Source organism: Streptomyces sp. NPDC027962 (genome assembly GCF_055566095.1).
The window spans coordinates 1-15,634 of the sequence record NZ_JBVHTA010000067.1 but is presented as its reverse complement, the minus strand read 5'-3'; the positions used below and the strand labels follow the sequence as shown (position 1 = coordinate 15,634).

At 73.2% G+C, this 15,634-nt stretch carries 14 protein-coding genes and 2 pseudogenes; 10 read left to right on the top strand and 6 right to left on the bottom strand.

The features are described from left to right. Nucleotides 1-56: 56 nt before the first annotated feature. The 3 genes from ACZ4SA_RS35415 to hutI are packed head-to-tail and all read left to right on the top strand — an operon-like array spanning nt 57 to nt 3,843. Nucleotides 57-1,247, top strand: a complete 1,191-nt coding sequence (locus ACZ4SA_RS35415) for an allantoate amidohydrolase (protein WP_468282425.1) — start codon at nt 57-59, stop codon at nt 1,245-1,247. Further along, nucleotides 1,238-2,578, top strand: a complete 1,341-nt coding sequence (locus tag ACZ4SA_RS35410) for a formimidoylglutamate deiminase (RefSeq protein WP_468282422.1) — start codon at nt 1,238-1,240, stop codon at nt 2,576-2,578. The genes ACZ4SA_RS35415 and ACZ4SA_RS35410 overlap by 10 nt, the downstream gene beginning before the upstream one ends. A 17-nt stretch (nt 2,579-2,595) precedes the next feature. Then, entirely contained in the window at nt 2,596-3,843 is a 1,248-nt protein-coding gene (gene hutI, locus ACZ4SA_RS35405; protein ID WP_468282419.1) for an imidazolonepropionase, read from the top strand. 180 nt (nt 3,844-4,023) lie between these two features. Here hutI and ACZ4SA_RS35400 read toward each other — a convergent pair whose 3' ends face one another. After that, nucleotides 4,024-4,905 carry an NAD(P)H-binding protein gene (locus ACZ4SA_RS35400; RefSeq protein ID WP_468282416.1) on the bottom strand — a complete coding sequence of 294 codons (882 nt, stop codon included), beginning with the start codon at nt 4,903-4,905 and terminating at the stop codon, nt 4,024-4,026. Nucleotides 4,906-5,357: 452 nt separating this feature from the next. Here ACZ4SA_RS35400 and ACZ4SA_RS35395 point away from each other — a divergent pair. From ACZ4SA_RS35395 to ACZ4SA_RS35385, 3 genes and pseudogenes are all read left to right on the top strand, one after another. Further along, nucleotides 5,358-5,675 (top strand): annotated as a pseudogene (locus ACZ4SA_RS35395) (GNAT family N-acetyltransferase); the annotation flags it as partial. A gap of 120 nt (nt 5,676-5,795) precedes the next feature. Then, nucleotides 5,796-7,088, top strand: a complete 1,293-nt coding sequence (locus tag ACZ4SA_RS35390; RefSeq protein ID WP_468282465.1) for a glycosyltransferase family 2 protein — start codon at nt 5,796-5,798, stop codon at nt 7,086-7,088. 1 nt (nt 7,089) lies between these two features. Continuing rightward, a pseudogene (locus tag ACZ4SA_RS35385) lies at nt 7,090-7,886 on the top strand (polysaccharide deacetylase family protein). A 39-nt stretch (nt 7,887-7,925) separates the two neighbouring features. Here ACZ4SA_RS35385 and ACZ4SA_RS35380 read toward each other — a convergent pair. From ACZ4SA_RS35380 to ACZ4SA_RS35360, 5 genes are all read right to left on the bottom strand, one after another. Continuing rightward, a complete protein-coding gene (locus ACZ4SA_RS35380; RefSeq protein WP_468282413.1) occupies nt 7,926-8,984 on the bottom strand; it encodes a glycosyl hydrolase in 1,059 nt (352 codons plus the stop codon). Then, on the bottom strand, nt 8,981-9,409 hold the full coding sequence (locus ACZ4SA_RS35375; RefSeq protein ID WP_468282410.1) for a hypothetical protein: 429 nt from the start codon (nt 9,407-9,409) through the stop codon (nt 8,981-8,983). The genes ACZ4SA_RS35380 and ACZ4SA_RS35375 overlap by 4 nt, the downstream gene beginning before the upstream one ends. Next, a complete protein-coding gene (locus tag ACZ4SA_RS35370) occupies nt 9,406-9,846 on the bottom strand; it encodes a hypothetical protein (RefSeq protein WP_468282407.1) in 441 nt (146 codons plus the stop codon). The genes ACZ4SA_RS35375 and ACZ4SA_RS35370 overlap by 4 nt, the downstream gene beginning before the upstream one ends. A 410-nt stretch (nt 9,847-10,256) precedes the next feature. Continuing rightward, nucleotides 10,257-11,528: a DegT/DnrJ/EryC1/StrS family aminotransferase gene (locus ACZ4SA_RS35365; RefSeq protein ID WP_468282404.1), complete on the bottom strand. Its 1,272-nt coding sequence runs from the start codon at nt 11,526-11,528 to the stop codon at nt 10,257-10,259. Nucleotides 11,529-11,666: 138 nt separating this feature from the next. Then, on the bottom strand, nt 11,667-12,560 hold the full coding sequence (locus ACZ4SA_RS35360; protein WP_468282462.1) for an RNA polymerase sigma factor SigF: 894 nt from the start codon (nt 12,558-12,560) through the stop codon (nt 11,667-11,669). A 293-nt stretch (nt 12,561-12,853) separates the two neighbouring features. Between ACZ4SA_RS35360 and ACZ4SA_RS35355 the strand changes: the two genes are divergently transcribed. The 4 genes from ACZ4SA_RS35355 (at nt 12,854) to ACZ4SA_RS35340 (ending at nt 15,435) form a co-directional block, all read left to right on the top strand. Then, nucleotides 12,854-13,222 carry an STAS domain-containing protein gene (locus tag ACZ4SA_RS35355; RefSeq protein WP_468282459.1) on the top strand — a complete coding sequence of 123 codons (369 nt, stop codon included), beginning with the start codon at nt 12,854-12,856 and terminating at the stop codon, nt 13,220-13,222. A gap of 157 nt (nt 13,223-13,379) precedes the next feature. Next, entirely contained in the window at nt 13,380-13,880 is a 501-nt protein-coding gene (locus ACZ4SA_RS35350; RefSeq protein ID WP_468282401.1) for an ATP-binding protein, read from the top strand. A 148-nt stretch (nt 13,881-14,028) separates the two neighbouring features. Then, nucleotides 14,029-14,688, top strand: coding sequence for a peptidase (locus tag ACZ4SA_RS35345; RefSeq protein WP_468282399.1), 660 nt, complete (start codon nt 14,029-14,031; stop codon nt 14,686-14,688). A 3-nt stretch (nt 14,689-14,691) separates the two neighbouring features. After that, entirely contained in the window at nt 14,692-15,435 is a 744-nt protein-coding gene (locus tag ACZ4SA_RS35340) for a COG1470 family protein (protein ID WP_468282396.1), read from the top strand. Nucleotides 15,436-15,634: the final 199 nt, after the last annotated feature.

Sequence of the window (15,634 nt, the reverse complement as noted above, 5' to 3'; positions counted from 1 at the left end):
GTGGAGCCCCGGGGGCGGGTGGGCGCGGCCCGGCGGAGCCGGCCTCGTTCCACGACATGTGGCGCGACCTGCTCCCCATCGGCCGCAACGCGGCCACCCGCGGCTACCGCCGCTATGCCTGGACCGCCGCGGACCAGGACTGCCGCGCCTGGTTCGAGGCGCAAGCCGCAAGCCGTGGGCTCGCCTACGAGGCCGACCGCAACGGCAACCAGTGGGCCTGGCTCGGCGACCCCCTCGCGGGTGACGCCGTCGTCACCGGATCGCACCTCGACTCCGTACCCGACGGCGGTGCCTTCGACGGCCCTCTCGGCGTCGTCTCCTCCTTCGCCGCGCTCGACGAACTCCGCCGCAGGGGTGCGGAGTTCACCCGGCCCCTCGCCATCACCAACTTCGGTGACGAGGAGGGCGCCCGGTTCGGGCTCGCCTGCGTCGGCTCCCGGCTCGCCGCCGGGCAGCTGACGCGGGAGAAGGCGTACGAACTCCGCGACGCGGACGGCGTCGGCCTGCCGCAGGCCATGGAGGCCGCCGGGTACGACCCGGCCGCCATCGGCCCGGACCCCGAACGCCTCGCCCGCATCGGCGCGTTCGTCGAGCTGCACGTCGAGCAGGGCCGCGCGCTCGACCTGACGGGCGACGCCGTGGGCATCGCGTCCGCCATCTGGCCGCACGGCCGCTGGCGGTTCGACTTCACCGGTGAGGCCAACCACGCCGGCACCACCCGGCTCGCCGACCGGCGCGACCCGATGCTGACGTACGCGGACACCGTCCTCGCCGCCCGCCGCGAGGCGGAACTCGCGGGAGCGGTGGCCACGTTCGGCAAGATCTCCGTCGAGCCGAACGGCGTCAACGCGATCCCGTCCCTGGTCCGCGGCTGGCTGGACTCCCGTGCCCCCGACCAGGCGGCCCTCGACACGGTCGTCGCCGCCATCGAGCAGGCCGCGCGGGAGCGCGCGGACCGCGACGGCGTGGACCTCTCGGTCGTACGGGAGTCGTTCACGCCCGTGATCGAGTTCGAGCACGCCCTGCGCGACGAGCTGAACAAGATCCTCGGCGGCGCGGTGCCCGTCCTCGGCACGGGAGCCGGACACGACGCGGGAATCCTGTCCGGCGCGATCCCGACCGCCATGCTGTTCGTACGCAACCCCACGGGTGTCTCGCACTCCCCGGCCGAGTCGGCGGCCGAGGACGACTGCGTGGCCGGGGTGATCGCACTCGCCGACGTACTGGAGGGCCTGGCGTGCAGGTGACGACGTACTGGCTGGAACACGCATGGCTCGGCACCCACGTCGAGCCGGGCGTGGCCCTGGACGTGTCGGCGGACGGCCGGATCACCGCCGTACGCGACGGGGCCGAAGCCCCGCCGCCGGGCGCGGAGATCCTGCGCGGCCTGACGCTCCCCGGCCTCGCGAACGCCCACTCGCACGCCTTCCATCGCGCGCTGCGCGGCACGGTGCAGGTCGGCTCGGGCACGTTCTGGACGTGGCGCGAGGTGATGTACCAAGTCGCCTCGCAGCTGACACCGGAGTCGTACTTCGCGCTGGCGCGCGCCGTCTACGCCGAAATGGCGCTGGCCGGGATCACGGCCGTCGGCGAGTTCCACTACCTCCACCACGCGCCCGGTGGCCGGCCCTACGCCGACCCGAACGCGACGGGCGAGGCGCTGATTGCCGCGGCGGCCGAGGCCGGCGTCCGGATCACGCTCCTCGACACGGCGTATCTGTCCGCCGGCTTCGGGGAGCCGCCCACCCACCACCAACTGCGCTTCTCCGACGGCACGGCGGACGCGTGGGCCGAGCGGGCGGCGCAACTCAAGGACGGCGAGCACGTACGGATCGGGGCCGCGATCCACTCTGTACGGGCCGTGCCCGCGGACCAGTTGGCGACCATCGCCTCCTGGGCCGCGGACCGTGACGCCCCCCTCCACGTCCACCTCTCCGAGCAGACCGCGGAGAACGACGCGTGTCTCGCCGCGCACGGCTGCACGCCCACCCGGCTGCTCGCCGACCACGGTGTGCTCGGCGCACGCACCACCGGCGTCCACAGCACGCACCTCACCGACGAGGACATCGCGCTGCTCGGCGGCACGATGTCGGGCACCTGCATGTGCCCGACGACCGAGCGTGACCTCGCCGACGGCATCGGCCCTGCGCCCGCCCTCCAGGCGGCGGGTTCGCCGCTGTCCCTCGGCAGCGACAGCCACGCCGTGATCGACCTCTTCGAGGAGGCGCGCGCCATGGAGCTGAACGAGCGCCTGCGCTCGCGCACTCGCGGCCACTGGACTGCGGCGGCGCTGCTGCGCGCTGCGACGGCCGACGGCCACGCCGCGCTCGGGTGGCCCGGGGCCGGCAGTCTCGAGCCGGGCGCGCTCGCGGACTTCACGACCGTCTCCCTGGACAGCGTCAGGACAGCCGGGCCACCGCCGCGTCTGGGAGCTGAGACGGCGGTATTCGCAGCGTCGGCAGCGGATGTGCGTCATACGGTTGTGGGCGGCCGCCATGTCGTCCGTGACGGGGTGCACACCACCGTCCCGGACGCCCCCCGAGCCCTGATGGACGCGATCGCCGCACTGCACGGCTGAAGGAGACACCCCGCATCATGAACAGCGGCCCCGAGACCACGAACAACCCCCCGGCGACGCCCGCCCCCGCAACGACGAACAGCGCCGTCGCGGCGACGGCCACCGTCATCACCAACATCGCCAGCCTGGTCACCAACGACCCCTCCCTCGGTGATGGATCCCCCCTCGGACTGATCCAGGACGCGGCCGTCGTCATCGACGGCGACCGCATCGCCTGGATCGGTGAGAAGAGCAAAGCACCCGCCACTGACAATCGACTCGACGCGCGTGGCCGGGCCGTCATTCCCGGGTTCGTCGACTCGCACTCGCACCTCGTCTTCGCCGGCGACCGCACCGCCGAGTTCAACGCCCGTATGTCCGGCCAGACGTACGCCGCCGGCGGCATCCGGACCACCGTCGCCGCGACCCGTGCCGCGAGCGACGCGGAACTCGACGCCAACGTCGCCCGCTACCTCGCTGAGGCCCTGCGCCAGGGCACCACCGTCATGGAGACCAAGTCCGGCTACGGGCTGACCGTCGAGGACGAGGCGCGGGCCCTGAGGATCGCCGCCGCGCACACCGACGAGGTCACCTACCTCGGGGCGCACATCGTGTCCCCCGACTACGCCGACGACCCGGCGGCCTATGTCGCCCTCGTGACCGGCGAGATGCTCGACGCCTGCGCCCCCTACGCCCGTTGGGTCGACGTGTTCTGCGAGAAGGGCGCGTTCGACGGGGACCAGGCCCGGGCGATCCTCACGGCAGGACGGGGCAAGGGCCTCACGCCCCGCGTGCACGCCAACCAGCTGACCTACGGCCCCGGCGTGCAGCTCGCCGTCGAGCTGGACGCCGCGTCCGCCGACCACTGCACCCACCTCACCGACCAGGACGTCGACGCGCTCGCCAACGGCAACACGGTCGCGACGCTGCTCCCGGGCGCGGAGTTCTCCACCCGCGCCGAGTGGCCCGACGCCCGCCGGCTCCTCGACGCCGGCGCGACGGTCGCGCTGTCGACGGACTGCAACCCCGGCTCGTCGTTCACCTCGTCGATGCCGTTCTGCATCGCGCTCGCGGTGCGGGACATGGGGATGACCCCGGACGAGGCGCTCTGGGCGGCCACGGCCGGCGGCGCGGCCGCCCTGCGCCGCACGGACGTCGGCCGCCTCAGCCCCGGTGCCCGCGCCGATCTGGTGCTGCTCGACGCTCCGAGCCATGTGCACCTGGCTTATCGGCCCGGTGTTCCCCTGGTGAACGAGGTCTGGAAGGACGGCCGCCGGTCCGCATAGGGCCTAGGGCGTGTTTCGAAAGTCCCGCCTGGCCCACGACGCCTGGCACGCACACTCGCTGCGTTGTCGGAGTCATCCAGGTACGTCCAGTACGAGGATGATCCTCCGCCTTGCGATTGCACGCACCAGACGCCGCGGGCCCCGCCCTGCGGGCGGACGACGCTACTTTCGAAACACGCCCTAAGGCGCCCCGTTCAGCAGGTGCCGCCAGCCGCTCGGATGCTCGGCCAGGTAGTCGCGAAGGCTCTGCGCCGGGTGGCCCGTCAGGCGGGGCACGGCGTCGGAGACGGCTGCCATCTCGCCGACGGCGATCGCCTCGTACGAGGTGACCCAGCCTCTCACCTCCCATTCCTCCGCGCCGTAACCGGCCCGGGAGGCGTACGCCTGCTCCCGGGACTCCAGCTGGTAGCGGATGCTGCGGCCGGTGACCTCGGCGAGGGTCTGCGCCGCCTCCGTCAGGGAGAACGCGGTGGGCCCCGTCAGGTCGTACACCACCCTGTCGTGCGCGCGGGTGTCGTCCAGCAGCACCGCCGCCGCCGCGTCCGCGATGTCGTCGTGGGCGACGGCGGCGACCCGGCCCTGGCCGCCCGGACCGCGCAGCACCCCGTCCTTGCCGGTCATCGCGGGGATGGCGGACAGATAGAAGTTGTCCCTCAGGAAGGTGTGGCGCACTCCGCAGGAGCGGATGTACTGCTCGGTGTGCCAGTGGTCGCGGGCGAAGGTGAACGTCGCGTCGGGCGCGGCGCCGACGAACGACACGTACACGATCCGCTCGACGCCCGCCGCGATCGCTGCGTCCACCGCTGTGCAGTGCTCCTTCACCCGGCCCGGCGACTCGTGCGCGGAGACCAGGAACAGGGTGTCCGCCCCGTCGATCGCCCGCCCCATCGCCTCGCTGTCGCCGTACGTCGCGGGCTGCGAGGGCTGCGCGCCCGGCAGTTCGGGCAGCCGCGTGGGATCGCGGCCGATGAGCCGGGTCGCGACGTCCGCACCGGAGAGCCGGCGCGCCACCCGGCCGCCGACACGGCCGGTCGCTCCGGTGACTGCGATGAGAGGGGGCATGGCGGTGTCCTTTTCCGTGGTCCGTCCGGTGTCCGCTCCAGTCTCGTCGGCACCCGCCGGGCGGGCGGAGCGCGACATGCGACAGCGGACGATGCGAACCACGGATGCGAGCCCCGAATGCGAGCCCCGAATGCGAACCATCGGGCTGATCGGCGGCATGAGCCGGCCGCCGCCGGAGCGGAGGGCGGCCAGGGAGCGCGGCCGGGGAGCGCGCCCCGGAGCGCGCCGCGGGGGCTGCCGAATCCGTACGCCTCAGAAGAAGCGTGACGCTCCCTACCCTGTCGTGATTTCGACCGGTACCGTCCTCTTCCGGGGAAGTTGAAGGCTCAAGGGGGAGGCCGGGGGTCGAGTTGAGCGATGTGCGCATCACCGTCGTGACGCCAGTGGAGATGGGCGCGAGCCAGACGGAGGCGTGGCGGGAGCTGCGCGCGAAGTCGGGCGCGCCCGCCAATCCTTTCATGGAACCGGAGTTCGCCAAGTACTCGCCGGGGCTCGTCCTGCACCTGCGGATGGCGGAGGCGGCGGCCCGCGAGGACATCGGGATGCTGGACCTCGGGCGCGGCGAAGCCGAGTACAAGGACGCGCTGAAGACGGGCCAGCTGCGTGTGCACGAGGGCGCGACCCTGCGGCCGGGGGCGCGGGCGGCGCTGTTCTGGCTCGGTCGCGAGCCGGTGCGCCGCGCGCACGGGTTCGTACGGGACCGCCCCCAGCTGGCGGCACGGGCGAGACGGACGCTGCTCCGGGCCGGCCGGCTGCGAGACGGACGCTGATCCGGGCCGGCCGGTGACGGCACCCGCGCCCGCGCACACCGTACGTACACCCAGGGGGACACCATGCCGAGCAGCTCGCACAGAACCGACCTGTCCCACCGACCACGGCCGCCGGCGCCGATGGGCGTGGTCCAACTGGACCTCGACGGCCCCGACGGGCCGGTCCTTGCCTTCGGCCCCGCCCCGGCCGGGCCGGCCTCCGAAGACACGGTGGCCGGGCCCGGCGGGGCGCAGGGCGAGGTATTCGCGCTGGTGCGGCTGCGCGGGCGGCCCGTCGCCACCGTCGTGTGCCGGGTCCCGCCCGGCCGCAACCGCGCCGACGCCGTCGCCGCGGCCGCCCGCGCGGAGCTCGCCGGTCAGGAGCCGTCCGCCGGGCCGCCGCCCGGTGATCTGCCGCGTGCCAGCGTCGTCGTCGCCACCCGTGACGGCGCCGACCGGCTCGCTCGCGTACTCGACTCCCTGCTCGCCCAGGACCACCCGGACTTCGAGGTCGTCGTCGTCGACAACGCGCCCGTCACGACGACCACCCGTGACCTGGTCGAGCACAAGTACAGCGGCCTCGAGACCGTACGCGTCCGCTACGTCGTCGAACCCGTGCCCGGCCTCGCCGTCGCCCACAACAGGGGGGTCGCCGTCGCCGACGGCATGGTCCTCGCCTTCACCGACGACGACGTCGTCGCCGACCCGCGCTGGCTCTCCGTCCTGGCCGCCCCGTTCGCCGACGACCCGCGGCTCGGCTGTGCGACCGGGCTGATCCTGCCCGCCCGGCTGGACACGCCCGCGCAGATCCTGCTGGAGAGCCACGGGGGTTTCGCCAAGGGTTTCGCTCCGCGTACGTACGATCCGCGGCGCCCGCCCGCCGACCAGCCGCTGTTCCCGTTCACGGCGGGCAGCTTCGGCTCGGGCGCCAACATGGCGTTCCGTGCCTCCGTGCTGCGCGGCTTGGGCGGGTTCGACCCGGCCACCGGCACCGGCACGCCCGCCAGGGGCGGCGACGACCTGTACGGGTTCGCCGCCGTTCTCGCCGCCGGCCACCGGCTGCGCTACACACCGGAGGCGTTGGTGTGGCACCACCACAGGGAGACCTGGCAGGACCTGGCCGACCAGGCGTACGGATACGGCGCGGGCCTGACCGCCTATCTGACCGCCCTGACGGTCCGCCGCCCCGGACTGCTGCCCGCGCTGCTGCGCAGACTGCCGGCGGGCCTCGCCCACGCCCGTGCCATCACCGCCCGCCGCGACAGCGCCACCGGCCGGGTGTGGGGCACCCATGGGGCGCAGGAGCATCCGTGGCCGCGCCATCTGTCCCGCCTGGAACGCCGGGGAATGCTCGCAGGGCCCCTCGGGTACGCACGGGCGCGGCTGCGGCTGCGCGGCACGGATCTGCCCGACGTCGACGCCGGGAGGCGCTGACATGCCGGAGGCGGTCCCCGCACTGCTCTACGACGCGATCATGGACGACCCGCCCGCGTGGATCGCCGAATTCACCGTCACCCCGAAGCAGCTCGGGGAGCAGCTGGACGCCGTCGCCGCGAGCGGCCGCACCCCGGTGACCGTCGGCACGCTCGTCGACGCCCTGACGAACCGCGGTCCGCTGCCGCCCCGGCCCGGGGTCCTCACCTTCGACGACGGTTTCGCCGACCTGCCGGGACCCACCGCGGAGGCGCTCGCGGGCAGGCGGCTGCCCGCCACGGCGTACCTCACCACCGGGGCCGTCACCCCGGCCGGAGCAGTCTCCTGCCGCCCGCGCCGATGATGACCCTCGCGCGCGCTCCCCTGCTGGAGCAGTACGGCCTGGAGGTCGCTGCCCACACCGTCACCCACCCCCAGCTCGACACGCCGCCGGACGCGCTGCGCCGCGAACTGTGCGAGGCCGAGACCGAGTTGGAAGACGTGCTCGGACATGCCGTTGCCCATCTCGCCTATCCGCACGGGTACAACAGCCGGGCCGTGCGCAGGGCGGCGCAGGCCGCGGGCTACGCGTCGGCGGTCGCCGTGCGGCACGCCCTCAGCTCGGGAACGGACGAGGTGTACCGCATCGCCCGCCTCATCGTGCGCTGCCACCACACCGTGGGGGACGTCGAGGCGTGGATGGCCGGGCGGGGCGGTGTGCGGGTCGCTCCGTTCCCCGACGCGCTGCCCACGGTCGGCTGGCGGATGTACCGGCGCGCCCGCGCCGTGGTGAGCGGCGGTCCCCGGTTCGCCGGCTGAAGCGACCCCCGCCCGAGACCGGGCGCCGCACGGGAAGCCTCAGCCGGCGCCCGGCACCCTCTGGTGGAAGTACGGGTCCGACACGGCAACGCGCAGGCTCCGCCACGAGGACTCCCTCGCCAGTGACAGGTCGCAGCCGGGACCGAGGTCGCGGTGGTTCCACTGCAGCGCCGCCCGCACCCCGTCCAAATCCTTGATGACCCCGGGCACTTCGGCGTACCACTCGGCCTGCGCGTAGGGGTGTGCCGGATCGTCCGCCGTGCCGAACTCGGAGAGCATCAGGGGCTTGTCAGCGGAGATGTGCTTCCTGATCCACTCGTGCGGCGCCGACTGGGTCTGCTCGAAGCTCTTCCAGGACGTCCGGTGGCAGCGGAAGTAGTTGTACTGGTTGTAGCCGATCCAGTCGACGTACGCGTCGCCCGGATACAACCGCGGGAACAGCTCGCCGTGCCCGCTGTAGCCGGTGATGATCCAGGTCCAGACGACGTTCTCCACTCCCAGCTCGCGGAACCGGTCGTGGATGTGGCGGTAGGCGGCGACGTACTCGGCGGGCGTGCCGTTGGCGGGAGTGCGGGTGTCCATCTCCAGATCGAAGGAGAGGAAGACCTTCTTCCCGTACGCCTTGATGCGCCGCGCCTGCACGTCGACGACTCCCCGGTCGAGCCGCCCGGCGGCGATCTGCCGCCAGCTGGGCTGCTGCTCCGGCAGGCCGTTCCACCACTTGCTCTCCCACGACAGCAGCAGCAGCCGCTCCCTGCCGACCCGCTGCTCCTGTTCGGTCAGCAGCTGTCCCTCCAGGCCGTCGGTGGACATGTCGTGGTACGCGTACACGATGTCGAGCCTGCGACCGAGCCGCGCCTCGTAGGCGAGGACCCTGTCCTCCAGGTCGGTCTTGTCGTGCCGCACATACGCGCCGAACCACGCGCCGTAGCGGGGGACCAGCAGTTCGGTGGCCCGGCACCGCGGACTGTCGGGCGACGGTGCCGTGCTGACCTTCGGGCCCGCGACCGTGAGGGCGAGCGCTCCGCAGAGCAGCACCGCCGACAGGGCGGCGATCCACGGCCGGCGCTGCGCGCCCGGTGCGTGGCCGGCCGTCACGTGGCGGACCCTTCCGGCGGCGGGGAGGAGGCGCGGGCCTTCGGCGCCCGGCCCGTGAGCCGGGGGCAGCAGGCAGCGAGCGTGGTCGCCGCGGCGAGCAGGACGAGCAGCCGCAGGCCGCTGAAGGCGCCGGCAGCGAGCAGCGCGGTAGCGCCGACGACCGCCGCGCTCACGCTCAGGAACAGGGTCAGAACGAGCTGCTCCAGCCGGTCGGAGTCGCGGCCGAAGTCGTCGTGCGCGGGGGCGCCGTACCGGTGCAGCGCCGGTGCGCAGACGCGGACCACGGCCGCGCCGGGCCCCGCCAGAAGGAACGCGACGACGGGCAGAGTACGCAGGGGCGAGGCGGCGGGCAGCGCGGTGGCGGCGACGGCGCACCAGCCGACGAGCGGCGGCAGCAGCCGGAGGGCGAGCGACCGAGGTCTCATGGGGTCCTCCCTGTCGTGCGCTTGAGTTCGTGGACGACGCCCGCGCTGTTGCCGCCGACCCGCTCGAACAGGGGTGAGGCGGCGACGGACCGTTCGATGTGCCGCAGCTCCGCTGCGCCGAGCATGCCGTTCATCTCGGAGTGGGCGATCTGGCCCCGGGCCAGCAGGAAGTACGCCTTGCCGGGCGGTGCCACGCCCGCCATGTCCCGCGCGAGCACCTGGGCCGGTTCGTCGAGGATCTCCTCGACGTGGTTCTTGGCGTCCTCGAGGAACCAGTAGTGGCCCACCTCCCAGTACGAGGCGTACGCCAGCGGGTGGTTGCGGTGTGCGGCGACGACGGGCGAGCCGGGCGGCGCGCCGTCGATGACCTGGCGCACGAGGGCGACCTCCTCGGGAGGGAAGTAGCTGAGCCGGTCCTTGCCCGCGTAGGAGGGCACGAACGCGGCGGTCAGCGCGAGCAGTGGGGCGCCCGGGAGCAGGCTGCGCCGCAGCCGTCCTGCGGGGGCGGCGTCGGGAGCCGTACCGGCCCCGTCCGCGTCCCCCGCGCGCCCTCGCCGGGGAAAGCGTCCGACGTCCCGCAGGCCGGGCGGCTCCCGGTCGTGGTCGGCGGCGGCCTGCCGGGGGATCAGCCGGCGGAAGACCAGCCAGCCGAGGGGCAGTACGGACAGGGCGATGGCGGCGGCCCAGGACGTCCCCCTCGGCGGCGCCGGCGGGCAGTCCCGGAGTGACCTCGAGGACCGGGCCGCACAGCACGCCCCGGTGGGCCGCTGCCCCGAGGCCGGTCGCGGCTGCGCCGGCCGCCGGCCCGGCCGTGGCGGCTTCCGGCGGCGCCGGCGGGCGGGGGCTGTCAGGCACCGCGCTCGCCCCGGGCCGGGTCCGGGCGGCGCAGGACGTGTGCGGGGATGCGGGCCGGTGCGCGGCGTGCCGGCGCAGGCATTGGGGGCCGGGCCGGGCGTACGCCGGAGCGGGTCAGGATTGCCGCCGCCCGGTCGGCCAGCAGCGGGTCCACCGGCAGGGCGTGGCGCGCGAACCAGGCCGCCGCGGCCGGGGCGGGCGAACCGTCCGTGAAGCGGTCGCCCGCGTAGGCGTCGAGCGGTGGGTCGTAGAGGTAGCCCACCGTGATCCGGTGCCTGGCGAGCGCCGCCGTCGCCGCACCGCGGTCCTCGACCAGCAGCGGCACCCGGAACAGCGGCTGCGCCGGGCCCGGCCGCGGCGCGGCCCACGGCGTGTCCAACAGCCGTTGTGTTCCCTTGAGATGGGTGGCGAGCCGCTCGTCGAGGCCCGCCAGCAGTCGCTCCGTCCTCCGTAACCGGACCCGGCCGGGCGCGAGCCGGTAGCTGTGCATGTCGACCCGGGTCCAGGAGTGGAACGCGTCGAGCGACGGCGACAGGGCGACCGCCCGCGTCAGTTCGTCGGGCCGCAGCGCCATCCGGATGCCCGTGCGCTCCGCGGACCCCAGCAGCCGCAGGGCCACCCGCGCGGCTCCCGTCAGCCGCAGACGGCGGACCCCGGCCTCGGCGCGGGGGCGCAGCGCGTACGCGAGCTCCGCCGCCGGCCGCGAGGGCGTGAGCAGCGAGTCCCTGGCGCGCGCCAGTTCCTCCCGTAACGCCGGATCGGCGACGGCGAGGAATCCGCCGGTCCCGGCCCCCGTGTGCTTGGAGAGGCTGAAGACGGACGCGTCACCGACGCAGCCGACCGGCCGGCCCGCCACCACCGTGCCGATCGCGTGCGCCGCGTCCTCGAGCAGTGGGATGCCCAACCGGTCGCAGTGCGAGCGGAGTTCGGGTGCGGGGTCGGGGTTTCCGTGCAGATTGGTGGTGAGCACGGCGGACAGTCCGCGCCACACGGACTGCGGGACGGCCGGGACATCGATGGAGCCGTCGTCGGCCCGCAGCGGGGCCTGTACGGGCCGCAGCCCGGCCGCGAGTACCACGAAGAAGATCACGTCGTCGTTGACCGGTGACATCAGCACCCGTCCGCCGGGTGGACACCAGTGCCGCAGCGCGATGTAGAGCCCGAGACGGCACGACGGCATGTACAGGCACTCCCTGCCCAGGCGGCGGCGCATCAGCTCCTCGAGCGGTGCGTACGCCTGCGGGCAGCCCTCCCCAAGAGCCATGTGCTTCCCCCCACTTGCCCCTGGTCAATGTGGACCAATCAGGACTGCCCCGTCAATAACGAGGAAGGGCCCATTCCTTGACGGAATGGGCCCTTCCGAAGCCATGTGGGGGTCCGGAGTCCAGCGGGGGTCCGGAGTTCACTCGTCCAGTGTCAGGCCCTTGCGCAGCCTGCCCAGTGTCCGGGTCAGCAGCCGGGACACGTGCATCTGCGAGATCCCGAGCTCCTCGCCGATCTCCGACTGCGTCATGTTGGCGACGAACCGGAGGGAGAGGATCCTGCGGTCCCGGGGCGGCAGGCTCGCGATGATGGGCTTCAGCGACTCGATGTACTCGATGCCCTCGAGCCCGTGGTCCTCGTAGCCGATGCGATGCGCGAGCGCGCCCTCGTTGTCGTCGTCCTCGGGCTGGGCGTCCAGGGAGCTCGCGGTGTACGCGTTGCTCGCGGTCATGCCCTCGACGACCTCGTCCCTGCTGATGTCCAGGCGCTCGGCCAGTTCGTCCAGGGTGGGGGCGCGGTCCAGCTGCTGGGAGAGCTCGTCGCCCGCCTTCGCGAGGTCCAGCCGCAGCTCCTGCAGCCGGCGCGGCACGCGCACCGACCAGCTGGTGTCGCGGAAGAAGCGCTTGATCTCGCCGATGATGGTCGGCATCGCGAAGGTGGGGAACTCGACGCCGCGGCTGAGTTCGAAGCGGTCGATCGCCTTGATGAGGCCGATGGTGCCGACCTGGACGATGTCCTCCATCGGCTCGCTGCGGGTGCGGAACCGGGAGGCGGCGAACTTGACCAGTGCGAGGTTCAGTTCGACCAGGGTGTTGCGGACGTACGCGTGTTCGTGCGTGCCCTCCTCGAGGGACTCGAGGCGGGCGAAGAGCGTCTTGGAGAGCTCTCGTGCGTCCAGCGCTCCCACCTCTGCGAAGGGCGGGATCTCCGGAAGGCCTGCCAGGCCCTGGAGGCCTTCGGGCTGCTCGCCGGTGGGGGTGGACAGTGTCGACGGCGCGGTGGGGGTACGCAGTTCGTCGAGCCGGGGTGACATGGTCTCCTCCATCGTTTTCGGCATATGGCTGCCGAAGCCCATACATGCTGCTGCGGTGAGCGGCGCCTCCAAAGCCGGCCGTGTCGGTTGTGTCTTTACTAGCCCTACCGGTTCGGCCATGACGATCGCAAGTGGCGTATCTCCTGTATGTCCGTATTGTCGATTAGTTCGGCTACCGGACCGGGCATCGAGGGCGTAGGGTGCGACGGGCGCCGACGCAGTCCGTCGACGGTGGCGGCGCGCAGTACGCAACGGTGGACGACGCAGCTAACGACACGGCGAAAAGGGACGGCATGGACCGCGAGACGGTCGGCAGCGTGAATCGGGGCCGGCTTCAGGTCGAGGTTCGGACCGAGGGGCGCAGCGAGATTGTGAAACCGGCGGGTGAGCTCGATCACCACACCGCCGATCTGCTGCGGGCTCCCTTGGAAGAGGCGATCGAGCAAGGGCGTGTACGCCTCGTCATCGACTGTTCACAGCTCGAGTTCTGCGACTCCACCGGACTCAATGTTCTGCTCGGCGCCCGGCTGAAGGCCGAGGCCGGCGGGGGAGCGGTCCACCTGGCCGGGATGCGGCCCGTGGTGGCGAGAGTCTTCGAGATCACCGGAGCAGAGGCGGTCTTCACCGTGCACGACTCCGTCGAAGCGGCCCTGGGTCGCTGAAGGCCTGCCCCGTGTTGCCCGCATCACGCGGACCGGGTCGATCTCGTGGGTGTTGTCGCGAAGCGACCGGGCAGGAGAACCCCGCAGAACGTTGAACGCCCAGCACTCTGCGTACTCAGTCCATGGCGAACTGGTGAATCGGTGAGGTGAAGCGCTGATGAGCACCACCCGGCAGCAACAGCCGGGCGACCTCGGCCCAGAGCCCGGCGGTGCCGGCGCGGCGCCGTCCGGGCACTCCGGTGTGTCCGGCGGTGCCGTGCGCAGCCTTGCCCTGGGCGCGGTCAGTGGCATCGTCCCCATGGCCCGCGACTTCACGAGGCAGGCCCTCTACGACTGGGGCTGGCTGCCCGCCGCGACGGCCGACCGCCGGGCCGCCGCGGAGGACGTGCTGCTGGTCGTCTCCGAGCTGGTCACCAACGCCTGTCTGCACGCGGAGGGGCCCGAGGAACTGCGCGTCGGCTGCGACGGCAAGGTCCTGCGCCTCGAGGTCACCGACCGCGGTTCCGGCCAGCCGGCGCCGCGCACACCGCACCGGGCCGGGCGGCCCGGCGGACACGGCATGTTCATCGTCCAACGGCTCTGCATGGACTGGGGAGTCGTCCGGGCGCCCGGCGCGCCGGGCAAGACCGTGTGGGCGGAGCTCGCCGCCCCCGCCTGAGCCACCCGTACCTCTTGCCGGAGCACGCCTTACCGGAGCACGCCGTCGATACGGCGTGCTCTTTGTCTTCCCTCCCCAAGGCCTCGGGCGTACCTTGAGCGCCCGATCTGATGTGTCGTCAGTTACGTGCCGGCCGAGGGGACCCGACGTGTCGTACCGGAAACGAACAGCGCTTGCGCTGGCAGCAGCAATGGCGGCCCCGGTGGTGCTGATGACCGCCCCGGCCGCGCACGCCACCGTCGTGGACGTCGACTACCAGTGCAAGACCCCGATCGGACCGAAGGGCGCGGTCTCGCCGATCGACATCAAGGCGGTGAAGAGCGGCGGTGCGTACAAGCTCACCATGTCTTTCCGGAAGGGCGTCTCCTCCAGCCCGGTCGAGCTGGGCAAGGGCGCGATGAACCCGAGTGCGGTCATCGAGCTGGGCGGCGCGGAGGCCGGGAAAGTGCCGGTGAGCGGGCCGCCCAACGCAGCGGCCGTTCCGGCCGAGACCCCGATCAAGATCAGTGACCTGTCGGGCACGTACACCCCGAAGAAGAGCGGCAAGGTCACCTTCACCGCGGGCGTACTGACGATCAAGGCCCTCGGCACGACCACGACCTGCACACCGAAGAACAGCCCCGGCCCGTCCCTCGAACTGGACGTCACGGCGGCGGGCGGCGACACCGGGCCGCAGGCCTCCGAACTGCCGAGAACGGGCCCGCTGGACTCGGCGACGGCGCTCGGCACACTCGGCGGGACGGTGCTGCTGACCGGGGCGGCGGGCGTCCTCTGGCTGACCCGGCGCGGCGGCCGGACCACGGGCTGACCCGTGCGGGCCGCGCTCGCGCTCGTCCTCGCCCTCGCGGCGCCGCCCGAGGCCGGCTGGGAGCCGGGGCGGGCATACGTGTATCTGGAAGGCAGCCCCGGCATGGTGCTCGAGGACCGCGTCTCCGTCACGAACCGGGGCACGAAGGCGCTCGCGGTGGACCTCCACGCCGGCCGCCCGCCGGCCTCGTGGATCGCGCTCGCCGCCGACAAGGTGACCATCCCGGCCCGCACCCGGGCGGATGTCCCCTTCACGGTGACCGTTCCCGCGAACACGCCCCCCGGCGAACAGACAGGCACGATCACGGCCTCCGCCGGCGGGCGAGAGGAGCCGGTCCGCGTCCACCTGCGCGTGAGCGGCCCGAAGGTGCCGGCCCTCACGGTCGAGGACGTTTCCGTCTCCGGCGGCTCCGTGCACTACACCCTCGTCAACCGCGGCAACACGCCCCTGTCGCCGCGCGTGACCCTGCGTGCGGACGGCCTCCTCGGCGCTGCCCGCACCGGCCCGCCGCGCCGGCTGGCCCCTCTCCCGCCGGCGCAACGGGTCTCGCTGACGGAGAGATGGGACCCTCCGGCGCTGGACCGGGTGGATCTGCGCCTGGAGGCCACCGCGGGGGGCGGCGTGCGGACGGGGGCGACGGTGTCGCAGACCTTTGTCCCCTGGCCGGCGCTTCTGCTGGTCCTGCTGCCCGCCCCCGCGGCACTGTGGCTCCGCCACCGCCGCTCCTCGAGAGCAGGAGGCAGCTGACAATGCCGACCCCGCCCTCTCCGCGCCCCGCCCCCTCCCGCTCCCCGCTCTCGGCCGTGTACGCGGCGGCCACGTCACCGCCACCGGCGTCGCCCGGGCCACCTGGGCCGTCTGCGTTGCCACGGGTGACCGGTCCAGCGGCGCCGTATGCGCCGGCCGCGCCGCCGTCGGTGGCGCGGCGCGGGGCCGGCGTTTCACG